Raw genomic sequence first — 25,365 nt, 5'->3', positions numbered from 1 at the left:
CCACAAAAAAGTTCGGGGCTTCGGCGAGTGTTGGGCAAGCCCCAAACAATCGCGTTAAGCGCATGGCGATGTTGGGCTTCCAGGTATGACGGTTCCGTCATTTGAATGCGCAAAGATGCATGACGGCGTCGTCAAAATAAATACGTTGAATCAATGGCTTGTGCAGAGTTCGCTTTCGTGTTCGCATTTGATCTATGCAATCACATGCCGCATTCCAAAGCCCTACTGTTGAGCCGCGCCGCCCTGCGGACCTTCGTCCGTATGCGCGTAACGCCCGCAAGCATTCCAAGGCACAGATCCAGCAGATCGCGGCCAGCATCGAACGCTTCGGCTTCACCAACCCTATCCTCGTCGGCGACGATGATGAAATCATCGCCGGGCATGGCCGGGTAGAAGCGGCGAAGAAGCTTGGCCTGTCGACAGTACCGACGCTACGGCTCTCGCATCTCCGTCCAGAGGAGCGGCGCGCGTACATTCTCGCCGACAACAAGCTCGCACTGAACGCCGGCTGGGACAGTGAGCTTCTCGCCATTGAGCTTCAGGCGCTGGTCGACCTCGACTTCGACATGACGCTGACGGGCTTCAGCGTCGCCGAGATCGACTTCGCTCTGGACGGCGCACGGGAGGGCGATCCTGACGCGCAATCTGGCCCCGAAGACGAGGTGACCATCGTCGCCGGCGAGCCCGTCACCCGGCAAGGCGATGTCTGGATTCTTGGTCGACATCGGCTCGTCTGCGGCGATGCGCGCGAGCCTTCCGACTACGCCGCTCTCATGGCCCGTCAACGGGCCGATCTCATCTTCACCGATCCACCGTACAACGTGCCGATCGATGGTCACGTCACCGGGTTGGGCAAGCTGCGACATCGCGAGTTCGCGATGGCGACTGGTGAGATGTCCGAAGCGGCATTCACGGCCTTTCTCATCGAATCCCTGGCGGCGTCCGCGGGCTCCTGCCGCAACGGCGCTATCGCTTTCGTCTGCATGGACTGGCGCCACATGGGCGAACTTCTCGCCGCCGGAAAGGCCGTCTTCAGCGAGCTGAAGAATGTCTGCGTCTGGAACAAATCCAACGGCGGGATGGGCACCTTCTATCGCTCCAAGCATGAGCTGGTGTTCGTCTTCAAGGTGGGCGACGCGCCGCATACCAACACCTTCGGTCCTGGGGACAGCGGCCGCTACCGCACCAATGTGTGGGACTATGCCGGCGTCAGCAGCCTCGGCGCAGGCCGCAAGGAAGCGCTGGAAATGCACCCCACCGTCAAGCCGACGGCGCTGGTCGCCGATGCGATCCGCGACTGCACCAAGCGAGGGGACATCGTGCTCGACGCCTTTGGTGGTTCAGGCACGACGCTGATCGCAGCGGAGATGTGCGGACGGAGTGCCAGGTTGATCGAGTACGACCCGCTCTATTGTGACACGATCATCCGTCGCTATCAGGCCTACACCGGCAAGGCCGCAATGCTGGAGGGAGCCGGCTCGTCGTTCGAAGACGTAGCATCCAAACGGAACGGCAGCGGTGAGTAAGAAGCCACCACGGCCGCGCGACTACGAGGTTGGTAAGGGCAAAACCCCCGTAGAGACGCGCTTCCAACCGGGTCAGTCGGGAAACCCAAAAGGGCGCCCGCGGAAGAAGCCGTCTCCGTCGCCCCTCCTGCCGATCGGCAACGACGCGGACGACACCTTCATCCGGGAAATTGGCCGCGCTTATCCTGTTACGGATCGCGGTCGGGAGTCTGAGCTCCCGGCGCTGGACATCGTGATACGAAGTCAGATTGCTTCGGCGATCAAGGGCAACACACGCGCGCAGCAGGCAGTGATCCAGCGGGCCGAGAACATCTCACGCCGACGCGCAGCCGAGACCCAGGAATTTCTGGAGATGCTGGAGGAGTCCAAAACACGCTGGCGATCGGAATGCCGGAGCGCAGAGATTGGTGGCCGCCCCCGGCCGGTCCACTACCCCGATCCAGAAGACATGTTCTACGACGCTGGTCGCGATCGCGTGGCAATCTTCGGTCCGACCTCACCCGAGGAGGTGGAAGACTGGCGCCTCGCCGAGGCGTTCCAGCATCTGGTCACGGCGACCGGCAGGGAGATTCGCCGGCGGCTGGCTGCGGCGGAGCTGCCGCCGGACTTGGCGGCCCGTTACGAGTTTGAGGCAGGTTACTGGGATCGCCTGGCGATCGAAGAAGGCGCGCGGTTCCCCGCAGCGGCGTTGCGCCGTGAGCCAAACTTCGACCTGCATCGATGGCAGCAGTCAACTCAGGACCGGCTGGCTAACCCACGCGGTTGGGACGACGTCCCGCTACCGTTCGCCACGATGGAAGTCTTCGTCGAGCTTTGGACAGGAACCTCGCATGAGCCGATTTTAGGCAAGCTCCTCGCAGGGAAACTGCACGATCAGTACGAAGCCCAAGGCGGCGGGTATGTGCCATGGCGCATCACCCACACCTATCCTCAGGAAGATCGCGCCGCGGACACTTGAGGTCCTGCGGACGGGGCCGCTGCTCTCATGGCCAAAGACGGCTGCACGCTGACCATTCCATGAACTCACCGCGCCTCCCCGCCAGGCGGCGCGTGGTGGGGAGGCATCTGGCTAGCACTTGAAGAAAGCCATTAGCTCGTCGGCCAATCCGCCATCAGTTCTTCAAGTCGGTCGTATGCAGCTGCCACACACGCACGGTCTGCACAGGCCATCGCCTCTTCAGACAGTTTGGCGATCTCGGTCATCTGGTCGTCGGGATGGAGCTTTTGACGGCGCGCCACCTTCGCGGCAAGGATCTCATCCCGCCGGGCGAGGTCTGGATTTGCGCAGAACACCCGATCAGCGGCGGCTTCATACTTCGAGCAGTCTCCCCAATCCCGTCGCGCAACTTCGGGATGATCGTCCGCCTTCATGCTGACGCGCAGACGGTTGCCTGCGCCCAGGCCAAGCATCCATGTACTGCGGTCAAAGCTTGCCTTTGAGACTTCGAAGACGACGGCGTTGTTCACGCGGATGCCGGGGTTGAGGTCGCTCATCGCCTTGCTGTCGAGCTCGCCTTCCGAGGCATAGGCGGCGGTTTTGCCAAGGTCCTTATCGTAGACGACGTTGTTGGGTCCGATCAGGGATGGCGCCGGCAACTGGTACGCCGCTTTCGGGCGATCCGAGATGTTCTCAACTGTGTATTCGACGACGACCAGCACGCCACCGGCGGAGGCCTGCTCGCGCACGATCGAGCGGCCGACGGCCTCGCGCTCGCTGACGTTGCGGATAATGACGCGGAAGTCGCCGATATCGAGCGGCTGGCCCACGACGTAGCCTGCTGGCTTGCGGTCGGGCTTTGGTGCGCTATCGGCGACCTGCGATTTCGTTGACGGCGAGGTGTCTGGAGGAGCCAGGGCTCCGACGACCGCGAGAAGTGCCAGCGAACCCCCGATCAGGAGGCCCGCCCGCCCGCGGGTTGCGAGCTTGAGCTTCGGCAGCGGGCGGAAAAGCGCGATTACGCCAATGACCAAGCCAACAAGGCCGGCGATGGCGATCAGTCCCAGAAGAGCTGTCATTATTCCCTCTCGATGCATTCGCAGAGGGTGCCGGGCGGCGGACTATCGCCCTGCCTCAGGCGCGGTCGCGCAACGCGTGATGCGGTCATCCTCAGCCCCCTTGCTGGAGGCGATGCAATGACCTGCCCCCGACTGGTGATCGGGGAGTTAGGAAGCCTCGGTAAGGAAGCCGCGACAGTCTTTAGGCTTGCGCCCTGGACATACACTGCCGCCTCCCCGACCGCATGGTCGAGGAGTGCTGGTCACGGCCGCACTCATGGCCGCTTACCGAGGGGTTCCTACGCCCCAGGGAGCCAGATGGCTCACCCGCGGGCACCATGGCTCGAACCGCCCTGCGGCTCAAGTTGAAGAGACCGAATTGCTCAGCTTGAAGAGGCGCGGAGTATCAACGAGCGCTATCAGCGCCATTTCCGCCTTCGGCAATTCCAGCGCGGCGCATTCGGTCTCCAATCGAGATGCTGTCGATCGTGCAGCGGGCAACGACGCGATCATGACTGCGGCGCCCGGCGGTGCAGATCGCCTTGCGGCCAATGGCAATGCGCTCCAGCGCCGCCTTGGCTTCTCGGCCGCCTGGCGCGTGCAGCTCCGGCGCATAGAAGTCCGCGACCCGAACCTCCACCCACTCATTCTGTGTACGGCCCACCGCGACGCAGAGGCTGTCACCGTCGCCCACATAGGTGACCGTGCCCTGGAACCGTGAGCCCGGCGAGAGATAGGACGGCATAGGCCCCTTGTCGGGGATGGCCTTGCAGGGATCGGCCAACGCCGGTGTCGCGAGAAGCATCAGAGCGGGAAGCAGGAAGCGGTATTTGAGCATAGTTGCCTGCTTACCGTGGTTCGCACCGGTCTCTGAATTTGTCCGCGAAGTGGGCGCAGTTCCATTCGACTTCGCCTGCAAAGGAAGCGTTCGTCCGAACGCGCCGCCACGGCGCTGAAGGAGACCAACATGAGCAAATTCAAGGACAAGACCGAACAGCCCGCCGCTGAAACGCCTGCTCGCACCACCAAGATCAACACCGTGATCGACCTGCTTCGGCGCGATGGTGGCGCTGACGTCAGCGTCATCTCGGAGATCACCGGCTGGCAGGCGCATTCCGTGCGCAGCGCCATTGCCGGGCATATCAAAAAGAAGCTCGGCCTCACGGTCGTCACCGAGAAGGTGGACGGGCGCACCGTCTACCGGATCGAGGCCTGACGTGGCGCGCATCGGGTCACGTCAGCGCGCCATGCTCCGCGACACGCTGGAGGCAGACCTCCAGCGTGTCGCAGACGCGCGTCTGCGCGACCTGCGCACGATCTGGTGGGAGAAGCTCGACCAGGAACCACCGCCGCTGCGCAGCCCGGAAATCTTCCGGCGAATGCTGGCGTACCGCCTACAGGCGGCGGTGTTCGGCGATCTGTCGCCGGCCGCGAAGCGTAAGCTCACAGCCATTGAGGCGCGACGGGCCAACCCGCCGAAGAAGCGGGCGGCCCCGCCGGTGCGCCTCGGCGCTGGCGCGGTGCTGATCCGAGAATGGAAGGGTGTGCGCCATGAAGTTCGTGTTGCCGGTAGCGGCTTCGAACATGAGGGAACGCACTACAAGTCCCTGTCGGAGGTGGCGCGGGCCATCACCGGATCGCGCTGGAACGGTCCGCTGTTCTTCGGGCTTCGCGACAAACCGAAGGCGGTGGCCTGATGGCGGGGAAGCGTCGTCGCTGCGCGATCTACACGCGCAAATCCTCTGAGGAAGGTCTGGAGCAGGGCTTCAATTCCCTCCATGCCCAACGCGAAGCCTGCGAGGCCTATGTCCTTTCGCAGGCTGGTGAGGGATGGTTCGCCCTGCCCACGGTCTATGACGACGGCGGTTACTCGGGCGGCAGCATGGAGCGCCCCGGGCTTACCCAGCTCCTCGGCGATATCGCTACCGGAAAGGTCGACGTCGTCGTGGTATACAAGGTCGATCGTCTGACCCGTTCGCTATCGGACTTCGCGCGCATCGTGGAGATCTTTGATCAGCGCGAGGTGTCGTTCGTTTCCGTGACGCAGGCGTTCAACACTACCTCCAGCATGGGCCGGCTGACGCTGAATGTCCTCCTGTCCTTCGCCCAGTTCGAACGCGAGGTCACTGGCGAACGGATACGGGACAAGATCGCCGCCTCCAAAGCCAGGGGGTTGTGGATGGGAGGTGCTGTTCCGCTGGGCTACGACCTGCCCGCAGATCCCCAGGACCGGGTCCTGATCGTCAACCCTGCGGAAGCGGACATCGTCCGCCATATCTTCCACCGTTACCTGGAGCTGGGTTCGGTGCGGGCGCTGGCTGCGGAGCTGAGAGACCGCGGCGTGACCTCAAAGCAGCGGATCACCCGAAAGGGTCGCGTCATGGGTGGTCAGCCCTGGAGAGAAGGCCCGCTGTACTACCTCCTGAAAAACCGGATCTACCGGGGAGAGATCGTCCACAAGGACAAGGTCTATCCGGGACAGCATCCGGCGATCGTGGACGTTGAGCTGTTCGACTCCGCGCAGGTGCGATTAGCGGAGGGAAATCGGCGTAAACATTACAGCAGCGACGCCGTCATCGCCGGGGCTCTGGCGGGACGAATCTACGATGATCGGGGACATCGCATGAGCCCCGTGACCGCCCGTCGCGGTGGACGAACCTACCGTTACTATGTGAGCCAGGCCGTGCTTCGAGGCGATCGGGGTGAGCCGGGGTCCGTCCGGCGTGTTCCGGCCTTTGCGATTGAAGCGCTAATTGAGGCTCAGCTTGCAGCGAGGGATCACCAGCGCGGCAATGTGTTCATCCAGCGGGTGGTGATTGCGCGCACATGGGTAGAGCTCACGCTGGCCCAGGAGCAGAGCGACGGCGAAGCGCGGGGAGCGGAGGTCGTCCGCATACCAGCCATCCTGAAAACCTGGGGCGGCGCCAAGCGGCTTGTGGACGCTCACTCCGGCGGCGCGCTTGCTGGGGCCGAGGAACCCGACGAAGCCCTTCTCCGCGCTATCGCCCGCGCGAAACGTTGGGAGATGCAGCTCGCTGTCGGTGAGCGGACCAGCGCCGACGACATCGCCGCGATCGAAGGTCTCCAGTCCCGTTATGTCGATAAGATTCTCAGACTGGCATGGATGGCGCCAGAGTTAGTCGAGGGCCTGTTAGACGGTCGGCGGCTGAGGGAGGCGGTGCTTGCGGATCTGGTCGAGCGCGGGCTTTCCACCGAGTGGAAAGCGCGGCAGCGGACTTTGCACCTCACTTAGAACTGTAAGCTCAAGGCGCCCTCCTAGCTCTGACTTGGCACTTCGCCCTCAAGCTCAGCCAGCTCGGCGTCGCCTCTTATGAAGTTGGCTGCCACAGCCGTTACTTCTGTAACGTCACGCCGCGCGGGGCCGCGCAGGGCGCATTCCCAGATGGTGAGGACACGCCAACCAGCCGACCGCAGAGAACCTACGGCGACAGCGTCTCGCGTGCGATTAGACTCGATTTTCTCCGACCAGAATGCCGTGCGCGTGGCGGGCAACCGAAACAGTGGGCAGTGATGGCCGTGCCAGAAACACCCGTGGACAAAGATCACAGCCCGCCGCGCTGGGAACACGAGATCGGGTTTTCCCGGCAGTTTCGCGCCATGCAGACGATAGCGGAGGCCGGCTGCGTGCAGTGCGCGCCGGATTAGCAACTCAGGCTTCGTGTTCTTGCCACGGACGCGCGACATATTGAGTCGGCGCTGTTCGGGCGTCAGCGGATCGATCCCGCTCGTGAGACACGGCCGTGGGCGAGACCTGCTCAAGCCTCGTCCGCGTCCGGCCAGGCCAAGGCTGCGGGTTCTGACCAACTCAGTTTGACGGGATCGACGGTGAAGCCATCGGGCCGGATCCCGTCGGGAAGCGCCTTGAGCCTATCAATCAACTCCCGCGCGGTCGGACCAAAATCGATGCAGACGCGCAGCCTCCCGCCGTCCTCGTTGAGTCCGCTGATCCGCCACAGGTCATAGCGGGAGGTTTCGGCCGCCGCATGGAGCTCCGCCATGGAGATGTGGAATGGGGTTTCATGGTCGCCGCGCGTGGCCTTCACCTCGACACGGAGGTCCCCGTCAGCGGTCCTGAGCTCGAAGTCCCAGGGGCTGATTGCGTTCGTCGCTGCAACCCAGATCCAGGTTTGCACCTGGGGCTGTCCCAGTCCGAGCCATGCGGCGACTAGGCGCTCGCCGTCCAGACCAGTCTCCTCAGCACGACGCCGGGCGGCGGCGAGCTGCTCAGCGGTGATCCGCCGCCGGGGCGATTTGCTGAGAAGCCTGCGAGTGGCGGCGGCGTCGCCCTCGGCTGCCGCCTCAAGATCGGCGGCATCCGCCGGACTGAGGAGGAGATCCTGGAGCGGGTGATCTGGCGGAGCCAGCGCTACCGCGGCGGCCAGCTGTTCGCGGCTCAGAGCTCTCATCGTGCGCCCGCCCGAGACCAGGGCGTTGCGAACCGCAACATCGGCCGCCTCCGAAGCCGAGAGGACGAAGAGCCGGATCAGCTCCGGCGCACCTGCACCGTCGAAGGCCAGGACCGCCAAATCGCCCTCGGCGAGGCTGTTGAACCGGCTCGCCTCTTCCTCCGGATTGCGGACGAACTCGCCGTTCAGGCGGTAGTTCTTGTAGCTCGTCCCTTTGGCGAGCTTGCGCCGCACGTCGATACGGTTGTGGCCAAGGCCCGGTCCATCGATCAGCAGCCGCACGGCCAGCTGTCCGCCGGCTTCGGTAAGGACGTCCGGGAAGGCGGGAAACAGCTCATCCACGAAGACGTCGCGGTTCAGGTTGATGGACTTCTGATTGCCTGCGTTCTGGACCCGGAACTGCGGCTCGAAGAAGGTGAGATCAGAACGGCTGAGCTTCTTGACGGCGAATCTCACGGCGGCGCTCCTTCTTCTCCGCCCTCTGCATCCTCCAGGATGGTGTCGAGCGCCAGCCGGATCTCGGCGGCGGTCATTCCCGGCGCGAGCGTCACCGCGCCGAAACGGAACTCAGAACGATAGGCCGGATGGAAAAGCCGGCCAGGCATCCCCGTCGTGCGCCAGTCCCCGGCGCCCATATAGCTATCGGGGCTCAGCAGATAGGCCGCGCCCACGATCCGACGAATGGAACTGTCTGCCCCCGCGTTCACCAGCGCGTCGCGATACATGTGCGCCGAGGCCAGCGCTTCGTTCAATCCGGCCCCGATGCGGTACTTCGCGTCCAGCACGATGAGCCGTTCCGGCTGTCCTTCGAGCGCCTCGATGGCGACGTCAGGACGCATCTCTCGGCTGAAGCTGCCTCGCCCGTCCTTTTCGATCCAGAATTCACGATAGCGGCGCTGGAAGCAGAGCGCGAACCCCGCGGCCGGTAGGCGAACCACCGCCTGCCCCGCGGCGAGGGTGATGCCGCTGCCCGCGTCGAAGAGGCCGGACACGTCGACGCCGTCAGCCCCGAAGCGATCCACGGCCGCCCGGACAAGCCGCAGATAGGCCCAGAGCTCATAGAGATCGAACGTTCGGGCGAGTGGCATCTGCAGGAAATCGCCGAAGACGTCCGCGATACCCCGGGACATGTCGCGGTGGATGGCTGCGAAGCGCCGGTACTGCGGATCGCCTCGCCAGATCGCCGAGGCGTCGGGCCGCGGGGGACCGCTTCCAACGTCCTCAAACAGCGGCAGGTCCAGGAGCTGGCGCAGCCGTCGGGCCATACGGCGTGACCGCGCCGTCCACAGGCGCCCCGCCACGCCATCCTCCGGGTCCGCTGGCGCAGCGGCTACCAGCATCTGCGCCACATTCTCAAGCCAGCGCGCCCAGACTTCCAACGAGGCCTTCATCTGGCGGTGTGCGGCGATATCGAGGCTGGAACGGCGCACCTTGCGCCGGATCACGGCCGGCAGATGGCCACGCAGGGCCGGCGGAAGTCGTGGAGGGCCAGTTTCCCTGTCGAGACGGCCGGAGCGAAACGACTTCAGCACCTCGGGCGCCGTGGCCCGGGCCGCACGCCAGGAGGGCGTCACCTCATCCTCTGCCCGCAGGATGCGGCGGGGGCGCGCGTCGATGGCGGTCACAGTGCGAGCGATCAGATCGATACGGCTGCGCAGAAACTCAAGCCGCGCGATCGGTGGTGGCCTGCGCCCCGCACCGCGGGCGACACCAGTGCGGAACGGGCTGAGCGCAAAAAGGGCGAATGTGTCTTCGAGAATTTCGCGCACCATGACGTCGAAGGCGTCCCGCGTGAGCTTGCGCTCGGCCGGATCGGTGACGACCGTAAAATCGTGCGCTGTCCCAGGCAGCTTCAGCCGGCACTCGACGGCGCCGGCATGGAAGCCCGGCGACCATCGCCAGAGGGCCTCATCCGCGCGCGAGGCCCGCAACGCCTCAAGCGGCGCCTCGTCGATCAGGAGATCGGCGCGTGCAGCTTCGGATGCGCCGCTCAGGACAAAGAGGTGCTCCTGGGTCTCCTGGATGAGGCCGGCTGGTGCCTCTTCGGGATCGGGCCACACCCGCAGGGCGCGGCTCCGGTCCCGGTCGGGCCAGATGTGGAGCGCGGCGGTCATCGGCTGTTCTGGAACGCTCCGAATTCCTCCAGTTCACGGCCGAGGCGCTCAACGCGCGCACACGCGCGAGGATAGGCTTGAAGACTCTTCGTCAGATCATCCAGAAGCTGCCTCTGGGCCTCGGAGCCGCGCAGGCGGACAAGCGCCTTTTGGACTAGCTGGTCGTCGATAATGTCCTCGGAGGGTCGCTTCAGCGCCTCGGTCGCGAAGGCATGGTAGCGCACGAACTCCTCGGCCAGCCGATAGCCGAAGCCCAGCGCGTGCGGGATCAGCAGATCGTTCATCGCGGTGAGCACAGGCTGGCAAGCAGCGATGGAGGCGGCTAGGTCTGGCTGGCGCTTGTGGAAGGCGTCGAAGAACGAGCCGAAATCCACCTCCGACATGTCGATCACGACGGCGCGGTCGAGCACCTTGTCGCTGAGCGTGCTGGTGGTCTCGTCGACATTGATTGTGCCGATCAGGAAGAGGTTCGGTGGCACGCGCAGGTGCGCAGGCACCTCGCCACCGGTGCTGCCTTCCATAGGCACCCCGCTCGAATGCAGCTGCAGATCGTGGCGGCTCTCCACGGCGCTCAGGATGTCGGAGAAGTAGTATTCGACCCGCGCGAGGTTCATCTCGTCGAGGACAACAAAGACCGGCGACGCCGGATTCGCGGTCGCTACGAGCAATGCCTCAAGGAACGGCGGCACGACATATCGGTCGGAGAGCCGATCCTCGTAGCCGGTAAGGCCAGAGGGATCGGTCCATTCAGGGCGGACCGGGCAGACGAACAGCAGTGGATCACTCGCCTCCATGGTGGTGAAGCCGTGGACCGTTAGCGCGTACTGAATGGCCAGCAGCGTCTTGCCCGTGCCCGAGAGGCCCGAGAGGATCACGAAGTGCTTGTGCGCGAGGTGATTCAAGCCTGCGTGGAAGCGATCGACCAGGGCCGGCGGGAAGACGCCGCCCAGCCGGGCAATGCCGGCCTGGATCTCCGCCGGTTCGAGGGTCGAAGGCATGCGCTGCATCAGCGGCCCGACGCCATCTTCTGCGGTCCAGATTTTCAGCTCGTGGACACGGTCGCGGCCGACCAGGCGGCCGAGATAGCCCACGAACTCTCGCGCCAGCAGGCTGCGCCGCGCCGAGACAGTCGGCGGCCAGATCGCGAACTCGATGCGATCGACCCGCGCCAGTCGAACCGGGTCCAGATCGACGCTAGCCAGGGAATCCAGGAACTCGTTGTCGAACCAGAGCTGACCGCTCTCGGTCAGGAAGAATTTGACGTTGTTATTGATGCTGCCTTCGGTCTTCCCGGCGGCTTTCAAGGCCGCGTTCTTCTCGACGACCTGATCGTGGAGGCTGATCAGTCCCGCGTTCACCGCCGACGCTTCGGCGCGAACGGTGATCGCAAAGTAGACCTCGTCATGCGGCGGGAAGGTCAGCACGCACAGGAATACGAACGACGCGGCGCCGCTTTCCGGATCGACGGCGATCTTCTTCGAATAGGTCTGCAGATTGTTGGTGCAGGCGAAGAGGCCGCCTTCGATCACGCGGGCGCTGTTGGAGAAACCGAAGTTCTCCGCCAGCCGCGCGCCATCGCCAGCAGTCGTCTCGATCGCAGACCGGAACTGCTTCTGCCGATCAGAGAAGGAGATCGCCGACCCATTCCGAGGCCGCGCGGAGCCAGCCTCTGCCTCACCAGGAACCGTCTTCTCGCCGCCTGCGTCACTCGGCTTCCAGCGTTCAGTGAACTCATCCTGGTAGAAGTCGAAATCCGCACTCTCGCGCGTAGCCGCAATCTCCTGGCGGATCGCCAGGAGGCGACGGTCGCGTGCAGCGCGATCCATCTGCTTGGCCACCGCCGGGCGATCGCCACCCAGGCCCACGATGGCTTTGCGCTTGTCCTCGCCGCTAGAGATCCGCTCGAACGTGTCTGGAAACAGCAGGTGCTCGGCGATATGGGGGAACTGACGCCCGCCATCGGCGGGAACGGTCGTCAGGAAACTCGAAAACGCCCAGGGCTCGCTCAGGACGTCCTGCCTTTCGGCGGGCGCGAGGCCCTTCAGGCGTGTCACAAGGTCCAGGAGGCACATGAACTCGCGGTGGCGATAGGTGTTGAAGCCGACGCCGCCTGAGCCCAGACCACCCAGGACGTCATCGCTCAGCCACTGCGGGTCGGGCCGTGTCTGGTCAGCCCTCCACGAGAGGATCTCATCGACCGTATTGCGCTTGGTCGCGGCCGATATGTTCGAGGGGAAGAGCAGCAGGATCCAGAGCAATTCTGCGGCGAGCGCCTTCGCGTCGTCCGATAGATCAGCCAGCTGCCGACCAAGTTTGACCAGAAAAGTGTCCGAGCCCTCGTCCGGGGCGTCGACGTACGCTGAGCGGACCTGAGCGATCGTAGGCGCCGTCCATAGCCGACTGCCGGGAAACAGCATCGAGCCTTCGTCGAGGAGGCAGCTGTCCCGCCAGTGTTCAACGGCCGCATAGACCGGCTCGGCATCGTGATGCGGGTTGAAGCGCGCCATGGGCTATGTGGATCCCGACCTAGACCGCTGCCGCCGAATTGAGGCTTGCGTCTTCACGCCTCTGCAGCGCGGTGCGCAGCGTCGACATCATCTCAGTTGCGATCGCCTTGCCAAGCAGCGGCGGGACCGCGTTGCCAATCTGACGGAACGCCGGGTTCATGGTTCCGCAGAACACGAATCCATCCGGGAAAGACTGAAGACGGGCGGCCTCGCGCACCGAGATCGTCCGCGCCTGGGCGCTGTCATAGTGGATGTGGCTGTAACTGTCCTTGCCGAGGTGGGCCATCAGCGTCCGCGCAGGCAGGTCCGGCTCCATCTTGCGCCACTTGTTGGGGAATTTGCCGACGTCGTAGGGCGGCACGAAGCTATCCCAGAGGTCGTTCCAGGCATCCGACCCTTCGGCCGGCGCTTTTCCCTTCTTCACGAGACGCGCCAGTTCCTCGTTGAACATGATCACGGCGTGGCGATGGGCCTCGGGGTACTGGTCTCCCGGATTGAGTCTGGCGAAGAGCTTCCAGTCCCGCGGCAGGTAGCGGATCACGTGATCGCGCAGGCCCTCGTCGTTGGTGTAGCCCGGCCACGTCCGCATCAGGGCGCCGTAGATGCCCGAGGGTGCACGGTCGTAGGCGATCAGGTCCTCGAAACGACGGGCGCCGCGGCGAAGCTTGCCCTCCAGATGCAGGGTGATCGGCGGCAGGTCGCTGAGAGCGTCCTCCGCCGTGATAGCCGGGGGCAGCGCCGGGTCCGGAGCAGGCGCCTCGACATAGCTGATCGCCTCGCCCGGCTTCAGCCCGCTCAGAAACTTCAGCGCCACCTGCCGGCTCCCGGCATAGCCGGGCGGCAGCTTCATGTAGTGCGTGGGCGCAGGGAAGCTCACGTCGATGCCGAGTTCCTTACGGTAAGCGACGAGGATCATTCGCTCGCGCATCTGCGGGACGCCGAAATAGGAGGCGTTCAGCAGCGTGTAGCCGGCAACGTAGCCCTTCTCGCGCAGGACTTCGCAGGTCTCCTCGGCGACGTTCTGGCCGCCGTGATTCAGTATGTCCGGTACGTTCTCCATGAGGAGGGCCAGGGGCCGGAAGGCCTCCACGTAGTGGAGGTACTCCAGATAGAGTTGAGCCCGCGGATCGTGCTTGAAGGCCTCTGGATGCTCGTCGATCTCGCGCAGCTTCGAGCGACCTACGCGCGCGAACGCCTGACAGGGAGGTCCGCCAACGATCACGTCCACGGCCGAGACGACGTCGCCTAGCTCCAGCTCGTCAGCCAAGTCCTCCGGGGTGAGCCGCGTGATGTCCCGCGCCACGGCGTGCCGCGGATCGCCGGGATGAAAATTGGCACCGTGGGAGGCGGCGGCGTCAGGATCGAATTCGACAGCAGCGGCAATCTCAAAGCCCGCCGCCTGAAAGCCCAGCGAAAGCCCTCCGCATCCTGCGAAGAGGTCGAGCACGCGTGGTGCACCGCCATGACTTAGCCTGGCGATCTTGCTTAGAACGGCCTGCTCGGCGGTCAGGCTCATCCGACCGCCCTCCGCGGTAGGACGATCGGGCGCGTCTCGAAATCCTCGCGGTCAAGGTGCTCTCGGATAAGCCGCGCGATGAGCGTCGACTTCTTGTGCCCTCGCTCGTGACAGAAGCGTTCGAAGCGTTCCGCCTCGCCCGGCCGCAGGAGCACCTGCACGCGGAATACGTCACCCATCCGAATCACCTTTTGTTCTCGACCCAAGGGATGGGCTCCGCCACCGCCGCGGTCAACACAAGTGTGCAGTTCGTCTTACGAACATAGGAGCGGTTGAATCGCGATCCGCCATCTCGATGCCCAATCCGTCTCTGACACGCCAGGAGTTAGGCGAAGCGAGGTCGGGGTGTTTGTGGCGGACCAAATTCGCTGATTCTGACTATGCCATAGCCAATATCTGGCGCGGCATACGACGGAACAGCTCACCGCGCTGCAACGCCGCCGCCCGGCGATCGCCATGGTCGATCAAGGTGTCGAGCAGGCGTAGAAAGACGTCTGCTACGTGCTGAGGCAGAGCTTCGCGCTCGGCGATCGCCTGGATGATGTTGGAAAAGCGCGCCGACGCGCCCACGGCGCGAAGGGCGCGACCATAGTCCTTGTCGGACAGGACGACCTTGGCCTGCCGGGCGAAGGCCTCCGCGGGGTAGTGGTCGATCGCCCGCTCGACCAGAGTGAGCCAAGCCCTCACTACCGCTGTGCGTCCGAGCAGCCGCGACATGATCGTCTCGACAAAGGGCAGAATGAGCGGCAGGTCACGGTAGTCGCCGTTCGCGAACCGTGTGGCGCCGCTCGCCCCGGAGATGGCGGTTCCAAACAGCAAGCGCACAATGGTCAAACCATCGTCCAGAATGTCGTCGCGCCAGGAACGCGCTTGGTCAGCCACCCGCTCGGCGATGCGCCGCAGGATTCCCAGCGTACGCTCGGCGACATTGGGGCTGTCGTAGAGGTCGCGGCACACCAGAACATTGGCGTAGTCCCGCAGGTAGGCGAGCGCAGGCTCGTCGGGCAGCTCGCATATCGGCTCGATCACGAGCCTTACGACCTCGGCCGCGTCGAGATCGGCGGTCGCCTCGAACAGCCAAGCCATGAGGGTCGAGCGCCACTCCCAAAGGGCGGTCGCGTTCCGTCCGCGGCGCCCTCGCTTGTCCGGACGGTGCTTTTCGATCGTCCACTTCAGCAGATCGAAACCGAGCGCGCGCATCTCCACCTGCCGCCCAACCTCCCGAAGGACGGCGGGCCGCAGCTCGGTCAACTGCCGCCGCAGGAACTCGACGTCCAGGCGCCGCTGCGGCTCGTCGTCCGGCTCGTCATCCCCGAGATCGAAGCCACGCCCTCTCGCGGGAGGAGGAGGCTCGACCGGCATTGGAATGGCTGGAGGGGAAGGCTCTGCCCCACCGAAATGGGCGTCAAGCGCCGCGCGGACGGACGCTTCGCGCGCCTCCCACAGGGCCTTGTGAGTGCCTTCCCGGTCCCTGAAGTAGGCGCGCCGCGTGTCGGCCCGGATGGATAGATCAACAACCAGCACCGCGGCGCTCCACACGAGCCGGGGCTCCGTTGCGGCAAGGGAGCAAATGGCGCGGGTCGCCCGGACTGAGACCTCGTACAGCGGATGATAGATCAGCTGCAGAAGCATGCTCCGCGCATCATCTGCCGAGGCGGCCCCGGCACGCACCAGTGCGGCCAAACCGAGAGGGGCATAGAGAAGCGGGTGAAATAGGACAGCGGACTCCGGGATCGTCGGTCCGTCCTGAGGCTCCGGCGTTTCGAGGGCGCGGAATACGACAGACTCCGCCCACTCGAAGTGGACCGCCTGGGCCTCAGGCTCCAGGAGCACGGCCGCCGCAGCCCCCACCACCCCCGCCCGGCGGATCTCTGTCAGGTCGCCGGTCGCAAATACCCTTCGGAAGAGATTCTCTTCGTCCAAGGCCTGCGCTTCGGCGATGGCTTGTTCAATCGTAAGGGACTTCGCGTCACCATCACTCTCAAGCTTCGCTCGCGTCCACGACGCAAGGCGGAGCCAACGGCTCATGGCGTCATGCTGGGCGACCGCAGCCTGCGCCTCGGGCTCCTCGGCGTGGGGATTGACGAATCGGACTTCCACCCCTTGCTCCACCGGTTGGGTGGTGTAGTTCGCCGGGTCGCCGGCCGCCGCGCGATGTCTCGCGTCGCGCTTTAGCTGTTCCACGGTTTCCGGATCCTGCTTCTGCTCCTCGAACTCGAACGGCGGATTTTCCGCGAAGGCCGCGACAGCGGCGCTGAACTCGTCCCGAAGCTCTGGGTCGAACAGGAAGCCGAGGGCGGCGTTCCGCAGAAGCACCTTCCGCGCGGGCCGTTCGTTGGCCCGCCGTAGCGACGCAACGTATTCTTCCCGACCCATGGCGCCGATGAGATTGGCGCAGGGACCCTGGTCCATCTTGATGAACCGTACCAAGTCCCAATCCCAGAGCCGCTGCGCCGTGGCGAGGGCGCGCGTGGTTCGGGTGTAAGCAGGTTTTGTGGCGAAGAGAGCCACACAGATACCGAGGACCGCAGGGTGATGAGCCCCTTTCGCAAGATCCTCTATGATAGCGTCCAAGTCGCGACCGCCTTCGAGCTGCTGGAAGGCCCAGTCCTCCATTGCCATGAGGCCGGCCTCAAGGATGTGAGGCGCAAAGCAGGCGCGGAAGGCAACGTACTCGCGCCAGGTGCCCCAGTAGGTCTCTTCTCCCCACGGGAACTGTAACTTCAGCGGGATGGGCGTTGCCCGGCGCTCGTAATCCACTTCGTTCAGCTCGCGCCACGCGGCCACCGCATGATTGGCGAGCGTCTTAACTAGCCGCAGACCGTCGGCGGGCGCCCGGGCGAATAGCGACCGGAAAGGTTCTGTGTCCGGCGTCGGTGGATAGAAGGCCTGGCCGAGCCGATCGAGGGACAGCTGGTCCCAGTCCCAGCGATTAACACCGGGATGGTAGATGACGGGACGGAGAAGCTCAGCCTCGCGCTCGTCCTGCGCCTCATCGGCTGCTTTCATCCGCTCCTGGTAGTCGCGCTCCGCACGCGCGACGTTCTCTTTCGGCAACGGATCCAGGGCGGCCGCGAGCAACGCGTCGATGAAGATGGCCGGCGCCGCGGCCGCCAAAGCATCCGACACGTACGCCAGCTCCGACCAGACGCGGGCGTTGACCGCCGGGCGTTCAGCGAGGTGCCGCAGATAAGCTTCAGCAATTTCTGGGTAGACTTGCGATCCCCGCAGAAGAAGCGTCCGAAGCTGAGTTTCGAGCGCCTCGGTCTGTTCTCGGTCCAGTCCGTCGATCTCGCGCAGGGTCCGCCACTCCTCGGGATGGAGGGTGTCTTCGAGCGTTATCAGCCAAGTATTGGCCTGAGCGAGAAGGGCCCTCGAGATCGGGTTGTCGAATCCGCCTGCGGTCCGCTGCCAGACCTCCATAAGGGTGACGGCCGCAGGCCAAAGCGGGGGTGGAATGGCGTCTGGCGCCGAAAGCAGCCAAGCCAGTAGGCGGCGCCAGGCTGCAATGTCGGCTGGGATGCCTAAGGCGTCCGCTAGGCGCATCCGATCTAGGGAGTCCGTAAGTGCGACCGTCCCCGAGGATAGGATCCCGGGGTGTGCGTCGGTCCGCACCGCTTGGAACCATGTGAGTAGCTTTTCCAGCCGATCGTTCGCGTTCGGCCGAACCGCGTCTGAAAACTGATCGCTGAACTCTTCGAACCGCGGCGACGAGAGTGGGCCCAGCAACCAGGCGCGAATCCACTGACTCCGTGTCGCCGCGCCTTCGAGAGCTGTCAGCTCGTCGGACCAGGCTTGGTCGCGCTCAAACCTCAGCTGGGACAACAGCTCGACCGGCCGCCCCAGCGCAGGCGGCTCGCTCGCCTCGGTAAGTCGATCCCGCCAATTCGGGCCGGCATCGATTAAAAGGTGGGTGAATGCCCACTCAAAGAAGATGTCGTGGTGAAAGGAGACCGTGTGCCCCGACTCGGCATCGTTGAGGACGCCATCCGACCTCAATGGCTCGATCGCATCATGGTCCAGCCGTCGAATAGGCATGCCGCGGCCAAGCGAGCCGGCGCCTCTGGCCGCCAGCTCGAGCAGGCACTCCTGGCGTCGCCCCCGGTCCGCACCCTCGGCGTCGTAGCCCCCGCCTCTCCACCAAACGGATAGAAGCTCCGTCTCACTGGCTGGAGGCGGCGCGTTCGGCACAGCGGCCAAACGGGCAAGTACAGCTAGGAAGAAGGGGCGTCGTGCGATCTCACGAACCGCTGGAGCGCCATACAAGAGGGGTTGCAGTCCCGGTTTCGCCTTCACGAGGACTTGGCACTCGGCACCGCTCAGCGGCTCCACTCGCAGGGTTTCGAAGCCGTCGGCGCCAATGAGCTGCCGGGGCAACCACTGGCGAAGGTGTTCGGTCGCTCCGTCCCGGGCCGTCGCGACGATGCGCCAGTCCGACAGCAGTGGGTCTTCGAGGATCGGCGTGAGCAGCTCGCTTAGGACGGCCCGTTCGTCGCGACTGATCCGATCGAGACCGTCGATGAAGAGGATCGGTTCGCCGAGGGCCGCCATCTGGGCCAACAGCTCGCGCGGCTTGGCGGACTCAAGCCGATGACGCTGCGCGAAAGCAGGCCAGCCTCCCGTCACAAGGCGATCGGCCTTGAGCACCAGGATGGGACCCGTCCCCGCCGCGCGCTCGGCGACCGCACGCAAGATCGCCGATTTACCGACACCCGGCTGACCGAGGATCTGTAGGAACCGTCGCGATCCCAGCCGAGCAAAGAGTTCGTCAACCCGGTCGTCGCGAGGGACGGTAAAGCCATCTACGCTATGGTTGATCGAGCTCAGCGCGGCCCAGGACTCCGTCTCGAGTCGGGCCACGTCAGCCGCCACTGAGCGGCTGACCGCCAGGCTCGCCACGTCGTCCAACCGCGCGCGCAGGGCTGCCAAGTCAAAGCTGCCGGCATTTCCAGCCGCTTCCCGCGCCACCAGACGCAGCCGGTCCCAGACGGCCGGAGCTTGGTCTGCCGCACTCGGCCGCAAGCTCGTGCGGATGCGGTCCAAGACCAGATCGGCGTCCTGGGGGGCCTCGCCCAGGAGGTCGAAGCGCAGCAGCACGAAGTGCCGGAAGAACCTATGGACCTGCGCGTCCGTGGCCGGCGCGCCCAACGCCGCGCCAAGCGCCTTTCGCACGGCGACTAGCACCCCTCGCTTGGCTTCAGCGGCAAACCTCTGCAGCTTAATACGCTCGAGAAAGTCTTCGGGTGTGGCGCTGTCGCGGGCCCAGTCGCACACGGCCTTCGCTTGGCGAACCGTGTCACCCAGGAATGTCTCGGCTGCCACGCCAATCCTATCCCGACCCTCCTGGAACTCCGGCAGGTCGAGGGTCGCTTGCGCGCGGGCCACAACGTCGAAGAAGTCGGCGTTAGTCTTCGCTGCGGAGACGCGGAAGCTGCGCTTGACCTGAACGCTGAGGCGGCGCGTTCCGACGGCGTCCTTGCCATCGACGATGACGTCATCCAAGGGCAAGCCGAGTGCGGCCCTCTGTAGAGCCACTCGCTGGACGATGGTCCGCTCAAGCCCTCTTGCGCCGTGTTCGCCGACGAGGGCCGCGAGGTAATAGGCCGTGACCGTGTCTTCGAAAGTGAAACCGGCACCCCCTGTGACTTCGGGGCTGGTGGGCGTGACTGCCTCTCTGCGTTTCCCTGGGCGAGAACTCGTAGCCTTCATCATAGCAACTTGTACGCTTGGATGTCGCCACAGCAATGCTTTCGCGGTCGGTTACGGCGCGGCAGTTGATGTCCCACCCGGGGGTCTCCCCTGGAGCCGGCCGTGCGTGAGGCGGTTCTACTAAGGCGCGCATTGCTAAGCGCTACAATTGGCGCCATCCATTTGAAGCAACGAAATAAATGCTCGGGGTGGGCATGAAAAGGCTCGTAGACACCGTCAGCGCGGTGCCGTCCAAGCGCGTCTACCAATCGATCATCGCAGACTACGACCTCAACAAGTCGATCTGTGAGCTGGTCGACAATGGCTTGGACGTGTGGGTACGGGGCGGCCGCAAGGGTGCCGTAACGATCAAGGTCATTCTGAACGAGGATCAGAAGACCATCTGCGTTGAAGATGACGCCGGCGGCGTCGCTGAAAAGGAGCTGAGCGTCATCGTTGGCCCCGGCCAGACGGGCTCGGCATCGGGCGACGAGATTATCGGCTTCTTTGGCGTCGGTACGAAGCGAGCGATGGTCGCGCTCGCCCAGGACATCAAGGTCACAACGCGGTTCGGGTCAGGGCCGACATTCCGGATCGAATTCGACGATCCCTGGATCGACGACGAGACCACGTGGGACTTGCCCTACTACGAGGTGGATCCTCTTCCCAAAGGGACCACACGAGTCGACCTCCAAAAACTACGTGTGGCGATCAACGAGGACGCCATCGACGGTCTGAAGCTGCACCTTGGCGCCACCTACGGAAAGTTTCTGAAGGACGGGCAGGTCACGATCCGCGTCAATAATGATCCAATCGGCCCGGAGTTTTTCGACAACTGGGCGTATCCGCCCAACTACCTACCACACCGCTACCATGGCCAAATCCAAGCCGACGATGGCACCGTCATCAAGGTTGAAGTCCTGGCGGGCCTTAGCAACGAATCCAGTCCGGCGTCCGGTGAGTATGGCGTCTACTTTTATGGAAACGATCGCCTGTTCGCTCGCGGTCTGAAGACCTTCGACGTGGGATTTACCAAGGGTCTGGCGGGATTGCCCCACCCGAAGGTGTCGCTCACGAAGATTATTGTATCGCTTCATGGCGAAGCGGGCGCAATGCCATGGAACAGCAGCAAGTCAGACATTAGCACCAAGCACCCCGTGTTTGTCGCGCTCCAGGGCTGGCTGGTCACGGTGGTCAAGGACTACGCCACCGTGTCGCGCGCGTGGCAGGGCGAATGGCAAGATCAGGTGTTCCGTCACAAGACTGGCAAGATCGTCGACATCCCGATCGATGATTTCCCTACCGCGAAGAAGTCGTACTTGGCACCCGCACCGAAATCACGGCCGCGATACGGTGATGTCGTCACGCAGTCGAATGCGAAACTGGTCAAGACGAAACCCTGGGTTCGAGGTCTCTATGAGGGCGTGATCGCAGCGGACCTGATCGGAAAACAGAAGCTGGAGCAAAAGAACCGGATCGTGCTGATCCTCTTGGACAGCACTCTGGAGATCGCGTTCAAGGAGTACCTCGTCAACGACTCGGGCGCGCATTACTCGGACGGACAGCTACTGACGATGTTCAAGCAGCGTCACCTCGTTCAGAGCGAGATCAAGAAATACGTCAATCTGTCCGCGGCGACGTGGAGCAAGATTGGCCACTATTATAATCTACGCTGTGATCTGGTTCACAAGCGCGCGTCGGCCGGCATCAGTGACAAGGATATTGCCGCGTACCGGGAGGTCGTCGAGGCGGTTCTTAAGAAGCTCTACAAGCTGAAGTTCGAGAAGACCTGAGATGCGTCGCCCGAGCGCCGCCATGCCCTGACAGGTTGCCATCCTGGATTCGGGTGCCAAATCCCGGAAACCGTCTTTTCCGCGCACCGGAGCTTGGCTGCTGGCCTCGACGCCCCGACTGGTGGTCGGTATGGTTTGAGGACACGGACAAGTTGAAGTGAGCGGCCGATGGAGTGGAAAGCACACGGGTATCGAGCCGGCTCGCACACGCTCGAAGTCGATGTGCTGCCCGTCGACCCAACCGAGCTGGATGACTTCACAGCCGCCGCTCGGAAGAACATCGAGCCATGGCTATCGGCCGTCTTTCAGGCTGAACACCTTAATCTGCTGGTAGGAAGCGGGTTCACAACCGCCATTGCGTACAAGGCCGGTTCGGCTGCGACCGGCATGTCAACTGTGACGTTTGGTAGTGCCTACGACGTCGCCATCAATGCCCACGCCACCGCGGCCGCGAAGGCGATGAACAGGGGGACTGCGAACGTCGAGGACCAATTCCGGAGCGCGCTCGCGGTGTTGGAGGGCCTTAAGGTCACCGATCCGGTTGCCGGGGCAACCTTGAAGACAGCGATGGACGCGCAACTGCTGGCGTTCCTCAAATCCCTGCTGGCCACCGAGCGCGGCATCGCCGAAGCTGGCGCCGACAAGAAGGCGGAAGCCGAAGCGTTCCTTCAGTCGTTTCTCTTGAGTTTCGCGAGTCGTGCCGCGTCCCGTGAACGGCTGCACGTCTTCACCACGAACTATGATCGCCTCATCGAACACGGGGCAGACTTGGCGGGCCTTCGGATCGTCGATCGGTTCGTCGGCGCGCTCTCGCCGATCTTCCGGTCGTCGCGCATCGAAGTGGACCTCCACTACAACCCGCCCGGAATCCGAGGGGAGCCGCGTTTCATGGAGGGCGTGGTTCGCCTGACCAAGCTTCATGGCTCCCTGGATTGGCGCTTCGATCCAGGTATCGGGGCGATCCGCAAGTTTGCCGTCCCCTTTGGGGCGCCAGACACTCACACCGACCTGCCGACCAACACGCTCGACACGGTCATGATCTATCCGAACCCGGCCAAGGACGTTGAGACGACGGCTTACCCGTATGCAGAGCTATTCCGCGACATGGCGGCTGCACTCTGTCGTCCCAACGCCGTCGTGGTGACCTATGGGTATGGGTTCGGCGACGACCATATCAATCGGGTCCTCGTCGACATGCTCGCGATCCCGTCCACGCACCTAGTGATCATCACTTATGGCGTCGATGACCGGATCAGAAACTTCTGCGCGCGGACGCGGGCTGCCCAGGTGTCGCTGCTAATTGGGCCACACTTCGCCTCGCTGGACAATTTGGTCGAGCACTATCTGCCGAAGCCAGCGCTCGACTACGTCACGGGCCGGCTTACCGAGCTGCTGAGGCACCGTCCCTCGCCGCCACCGCCAGCTCCGGTGCCCCCAGCCGGCGGCGCGGTTCCATGACAAGCGCTACCGAACGCTTGGCGCAGCTCGTCATTGGCACCGTCGAGTCGGTGGCCCCTGATGAGATTCGAGTGATGCTCGAACTCGATGCGCCTCAGACAACAGCCCTAAATGCCGGCACGCCCAGCGCCTTTCCCAGACTTAACAGCTATGTCCTGATCCCCAATGAAGCCGGGGCGACGGTCGGCTACATCGCTTGGATCGGCATCGAGCGGTCGCCTTATCCTAAGCGGTCGGGGCTCAAAGATTTCGGGCTCATCGATCTTCCGTTTCCACTCCGGAAGATGACGATCTCGCCGGTCGGAACGCTCACGACCCGTAGGGACCGAAAAGCGAGGGGTGGCGTCCGATACGAACTCTCGCGAGGCGTCACCGCGTTCCCGTCAGTCGGCGACCAGGTGCTGCTACCGACACCCGAACAGGTCGAAGCGATCGTCGGGGCCAAGGAGAACGACCGACGGGTGCGCATCGGCGCGTCACCGATGGCGTCCAACGCCGCCATCATGGTTGATCCTGACAAGCTGTTCGGCAGGCACTTGGCGGTGCTCGGCAACACAGGCAGCGGCAAGTCGTGCAGCGTTGCTGGCGTCATCCGGTGGTCATTAGAGGCTGCCACGCCACCTCCGACCACTGAGAAGCCAGATCCGGCCCCCAATGCGCGGTTCATCGTGCTCGACCCCAACGGAGAATATTCGCGGGCGTTTGCCGACCTCGGCGGGAAAGCCCGACACTTTCGTGTTCCCCCGATCGACACCGCCAGCAATGAGCGCCCGCTAGATGTGCCCGCCTGGCTTTGGAATGGGCATGAGTGGACCGCCGTCGCACATGCACAGCCTGGCGCCCAACGCCCGCTCCTCCTGCAAGGGCTGCGTGAACTTAAGACTGGCAATGCGGGTGCTATTCCGCGCGAGGCTCAGATTCGACCCTACATCTCGGCCTACGCCGTGCGGATCGCAGCGCTGTTGGGGACCGGGCCGCAAGCTTTCTCCGGCGCCGTTCAAGCCCGGATGGCGTGCGGTCAGATGCTGACCAACGTGATGAACGATACGCGGGCTTGGGCGGGTGACGTGCCGGACCCCTTGAGCACCGCGTTGCATGATGCCGCGAACACAGCAGAAGCGGTGATGGAAAATCGGCGCTCCGGGCAATGGTTCAACGACTTCAGCGTGGCCGATCTTGAGGGCGTGCGCGACGCCCTCGTGGCTGTGGTGGGTGATATTCCAGCGTTCGTGCCCCCAAGCGGTGTCGGCGAGGACGCTCCCATCTTCTTCGACGTCGACCAGTTGGCCGATCACCTGGAGCGTATCGCGCTGGACCAAGGCGCCAATGTCGCCGGCTTTCTCTCAACGCTGGGCTTACGGATCCGGAGCATGCTTGCGGACAAGCGGCTCGGCGGCGTGATCGCAAGGAATCCTCCAACCACATTTGAGGATTGGCTCGGCGACTACATAGGGGCGGATGGGGCTGCAAACGGACCGATTGCGATTATCGATCTCTCCCTCGTTCCTTCAGAAATCACCCATATCGTGGTGGCGGTGCTGGCCCGGATCGTTTTCGAAACCTTGCAGCGCTATCGCCGCAGCCATCCCGAGGGCAAAGTTCTCCCAACGGTGCTGGTGCTTGAAGAAGCCCACACCTTCGTCAGGAAAGGGTCGGATGAAGGTGCCGATGCCTCATCGCCGGCCGCCCTTTGTCGAGAAATCTTCGAGCGGATTGCGCGGGAGGGGCGCAAGTTCGGGCTCGGTCTCGTGCTCAGCTCACAACGACCGTCTGAGCTTTCACCAACTGTCCTAGCTCAGTGCAACACCTTCTTGCTGCATCGCATCGTTAACGACAGCGATCAAAACCTCGTCTCGAGGTTAGTGCCGGATAACGTCGGCGGCCTCTTGCGTGAGCTGCCGAGTCTGCCGTCTCGTCAGGCGATCCTATTGGGCTGGGCGGCGCCGATTCCAGTCTTGGTCGAAATGGACGAACTCCCCGACGAACACCGGCCGCACTCCGCCGATCCGGATTTTTGGAAGGTTTGGACCGGGCAGGAGGAACGGACCGTCGATTGGCCGGAGCTTGTCGCAGCGTGGACTACACCGGACGGAGGGGATGCTGCCTTAGCCGCAGCGGCTCCTGGCGCGGAGGGGCATGCAGCGCAGGGCGAAGCCGACGGTAATGAGGAACCTGTCGCCGAGGACGATCTCGACGACGAGATCCCGGTTTGACGTCATCGGTCAGTTCCGGTCGTTAGGATCGCTTTGGTCTTCCGGGAGTTAGCGCTCCGGAAACCGGACCTTCCTACGGTCAGCGAAGGATCAATTCCCGCTGAGAACTCCAGCCGGTGCCCTACAGA

At 63.9% G+C, this 25,365-nt stretch carries 17 protein-coding genes; 8 read left to right on the top strand and 9 right to left on the bottom strand.

Annotation, left to right across the window (positions count from 1 at the left end):
• Positions 1-194 precede the first annotated feature (194 nt).
• Positions 195-1,526, top strand: a complete 1,332-nt coding sequence (locus tag KF737_RS06235; RefSeq protein ID WP_296451659.1) for a DNA methyltransferase — start codon at positions 195-197, stop codon at positions 1,524-1,526.
• Positions 1,519-2,484 carry a DUF5681 domain-containing protein gene (locus KF737_RS06230; protein ID WP_296451657.1) on the top strand — a complete coding sequence of 322 codons (966 nt, stop codon included), beginning with the start codon at positions 1,519-1,521 and terminating at the stop codon, positions 2,482-2,484. Before KF737_RS06235 ends, KF737_RS06230 begins: the two co-directional genes overlap by 8 nt.
• 131 nt (positions 2,485-2,615) lie before the next feature.
• Here KF737_RS06230 and KF737_RS06225 read toward each other — a convergent pair whose 3' ends face one another.
• Both KF737_RS06225 and KF737_RS06220 read right to left on the bottom strand, forming a co-directional pair.
• Positions 2,616-3,542 (bottom strand): DUF4352 domain-containing protein, encoded by a 927-nt coding sequence (locus KF737_RS06225; RefSeq protein WP_296451652.1) that lies wholly within the window; start codon positions 3,540-3,542, stop codon positions 2,616-2,618.
• A gap of 385 nt (positions 3,543-3,927) precedes the next feature.
• Positions 3,928-4,359 (bottom strand): nuclease, encoded by a 432-nt coding sequence (locus KF737_RS06220; RefSeq protein ID WP_296451649.1) that lies wholly within the window; start codon positions 4,357-4,359, stop codon positions 3,928-3,930.
• Positions 4,360-4,488: 129 nt separating this feature from the next.
• On the opposite strand from KF737_RS06220, the gene KF737_RS06215 reads away from it, so the two are divergent.
• Genes KF737_RS06215 through KF737_RS06205 form a run of 3 tightly spaced genes read left to right on the top strand, consistent with a single transcriptional unit; the run spans position 4,489 to position 6,774 of the window.
• Positions 4,489-4,737 carry a DUF3489 domain-containing protein gene (locus tag KF737_RS06215; protein ID WP_296451646.1) on the top strand — a complete coding sequence of 83 codons (249 nt, stop codon included), beginning with the start codon at positions 4,489-4,491 and terminating at the stop codon, positions 4,735-4,737.
• Between the two features lie 31 nt (positions 4,738-4,768).
• On the top strand, positions 4,769-5,218 hold the full coding sequence (locus KF737_RS06210) for a DUF2924 domain-containing protein (protein ID WP_296451642.1): 450 nt from the start codon (positions 4,769-4,771) through the stop codon (positions 5,216-5,218).
• Positions 5,218-6,774 carry a recombinase family protein gene (locus KF737_RS06205; RefSeq protein WP_296451639.1) on the top strand — a complete coding sequence of 519 codons (1,557 nt, stop codon included), beginning with the start codon at positions 5,218-5,220 and terminating at the stop codon, positions 6,772-6,774. Before KF737_RS06210 ends, KF737_RS06205 begins: the two co-directional genes overlap by 1 nt.
• Positions 6,775-6,797: 23 nt before the next feature.
• Here KF737_RS06205 and KF737_RS06200 read toward each other — a convergent pair whose 3' ends face one another.
• The 7 genes from KF737_RS06200 to KF737_RS06170 form a co-directional block, all read right to left on the bottom strand.
• Entirely contained in the window at positions 6,798-7,301 is a 504-nt protein-coding gene (locus tag KF737_RS06200; RefSeq protein WP_296451635.1) for a very short patch repair endonuclease, read from the bottom strand.
• Positions 7,298-8,404 carry a DUF3883 domain-containing protein gene (locus KF737_RS06195; protein ID WP_296451633.1) on the bottom strand — a complete coding sequence of 369 codons (1,107 nt, stop codon included), beginning with the start codon at positions 8,402-8,404 and terminating at the stop codon, positions 7,298-7,300. Before KF737_RS06195 ends, KF737_RS06200 begins: the two co-directional genes overlap by 4 nt.
• Positions 8,401-10,062, bottom strand: coding sequence for a DUF2357 domain-containing protein (locus KF737_RS06190; RefSeq protein ID WP_296451631.1), 1,662 nt, complete (start codon positions 10,060-10,062; stop codon positions 8,401-8,403). The genes KF737_RS06195 and KF737_RS06190 overlap by 4 nt, the downstream gene beginning before the upstream one ends.
• The gene (locus tag KF737_RS06185; RefSeq protein ID WP_296451628.1) at positions 10,059-12,569 is read right to left on the bottom strand and encodes a hypothetical protein; all 2,511 of its coding nucleotides are present in this window, start codon (positions 12,567-12,569) and stop codon (positions 10,059-10,061) included. The genes KF737_RS06190 and KF737_RS06185 overlap by 4 nt, the downstream gene beginning before the upstream one ends.
• Positions 12,570-12,588: 19 nt before the next feature.
• Positions 12,589-14,085, bottom strand: a complete 1,497-nt coding sequence (locus KF737_RS06180) for a DNA cytosine methyltransferase (RefSeq protein ID WP_296451625.1) — start codon at positions 14,083-14,085, stop codon at positions 12,589-12,591.
• Positions 14,082-14,264, bottom strand: a complete 183-nt coding sequence (locus tag KF737_RS06175; RefSeq protein ID WP_296451622.1) for a hypothetical protein — start codon at positions 14,262-14,264, stop codon at positions 14,082-14,084. The genes KF737_RS06180 and KF737_RS06175 overlap by 4 nt, the downstream gene beginning before the upstream one ends.
• A 199-nt stretch (positions 14,265-14,463) precedes the next feature.
• Positions 14,464-19,587 carry an ATP-binding protein gene (locus KF737_RS06170; RefSeq protein ID WP_296451616.1) on the bottom strand — a complete coding sequence of 1,708 codons (5,124 nt, stop codon included), beginning with the start codon at positions 19,585-19,587 and terminating at the stop codon, positions 14,464-14,466.
• A gap of 386 nt (positions 19,588-19,973) precedes the next feature.
• Here KF737_RS06170 and KF737_RS06165 point away from each other — a divergent pair, with 386 nt between their 5' ends.
• From KF737_RS06165 to KF737_RS06155, 3 genes are all read left to right on the top strand, one after another.
• A complete protein-coding gene (locus KF737_RS06165) occupies positions 19,974-21,566 on the top strand; it encodes an ATP-binding protein (RefSeq protein ID WP_296451613.1) in 1,593 nt (530 codons plus the stop codon).
• Positions 21,567-21,734: 168 nt separating this feature from the next.
• A complete protein-coding gene (locus tag KF737_RS06160; protein WP_296451609.1) occupies positions 21,735-23,024 on the top strand; it encodes an SIR2 family protein in 1,290 nt (429 codons plus the stop codon).
• Positions 23,025-23,041: 17 nt separating this feature from the next.
• Positions 23,042-25,237 carry an ATP-binding protein gene (locus KF737_RS06155; RefSeq protein WP_296451606.1) on the top strand — a complete coding sequence of 732 codons (2,196 nt, stop codon included), beginning with the start codon at positions 23,042-23,044 and terminating at the stop codon, positions 25,235-25,237.
• Positions 25,238-25,365: the final 128 nt, after the last annotated feature.

Source organism: Phenylobacterium sp., assembly GCF_019636135.1.
In the GTDB taxonomy this organism is placed as follows: domain Bacteria; phylum Pseudomonadota; class Alphaproteobacteria; order Caulobacterales; family Caulobacteraceae; genus Phenylobacterium.
Note: the sequence above shows the minus strand (reverse complement) of the source record. Positions and strands in the feature narration are given on the sequence as shown.

Bases quoted from the DNA above. Each gene is read 5' to 3' on its own strand.
- KF737_RS06235 (WP_296451659.1), top strand. From the start codon at position 195: ATGCAATCACATGCCGCATTCCAAAGCCCTACTGTTGAGCCGCGCCGC.
- KF737_RS06225 (WP_296451652.1), bottom strand. From the start codon at position 3,542: ATGACAGCTCTTCTGGGACTGATCGCCATCGCCGGCCTTGTTGGCTTG.
- KF737_RS06220 (WP_296451649.1), bottom strand. From the start codon at position 4,359: ATGCTCAAATACCGCTTCCTGCTTCCCGCTCTGATGCTTCTCGCGACA.
- KF737_RS06215 (WP_296451646.1), top strand. From the start codon at position 4,489: ATGAGCAAATTCAAGGACAAGACCGAACAGCCCGCCGCTGAAACGCCT.
- KF737_RS06210 (WP_296451642.1), top strand. From the start codon at position 4,769: ATGCTCCGCGACACGCTGGAGGCAGACCTCCAGCGTGTCGCAGACGCG.
- KF737_RS06205 (WP_296451639.1), top strand. From the start codon at position 5,218: ATGGCGGGGAAGCGTCGTCGCTGCGCGATCTACACGCGCAAATCCTCT.
- KF737_RS06190 (WP_296451631.1), bottom strand. From the start codon at position 10,062: ATGACCGCCGCGCTCCACATCTGGCCCGACCGGGACCGGAGCCGCGCC.
- KF737_RS06185 (WP_296451628.1), bottom strand. From the start codon at position 12,569: ATGGCGCGCTTCAACCCGCATCACGATGCCGAGCCGGTCTATGCGGCC.
- KF737_RS06180 (WP_296451625.1), bottom strand. From the start codon at position 14,085: ATGAGCCTGACCGCCGAGCAGGCCGTTCTAAGCAAGATCGCCAGGCTA.
- KF737_RS06175 (WP_296451622.1), bottom strand. From the start codon at position 14,264: ATGGGTGACGTATTCCGCGTGCAGGTGCTCCTGCGGCCGGGCGAGGCG.
- KF737_RS06165 (WP_296451613.1), top strand. From the start codon at position 19,974: ATGCTCGGGGTGGGCATGAAAAGGCTCGTAGACACCGTCAGCGCGGTG.
- KF737_RS06160 (WP_296451609.1), top strand. From the start codon at position 21,735: ATGGAGTGGAAAGCACACGGGTATCGAGCCGGCTCGCACACGCTCGAA.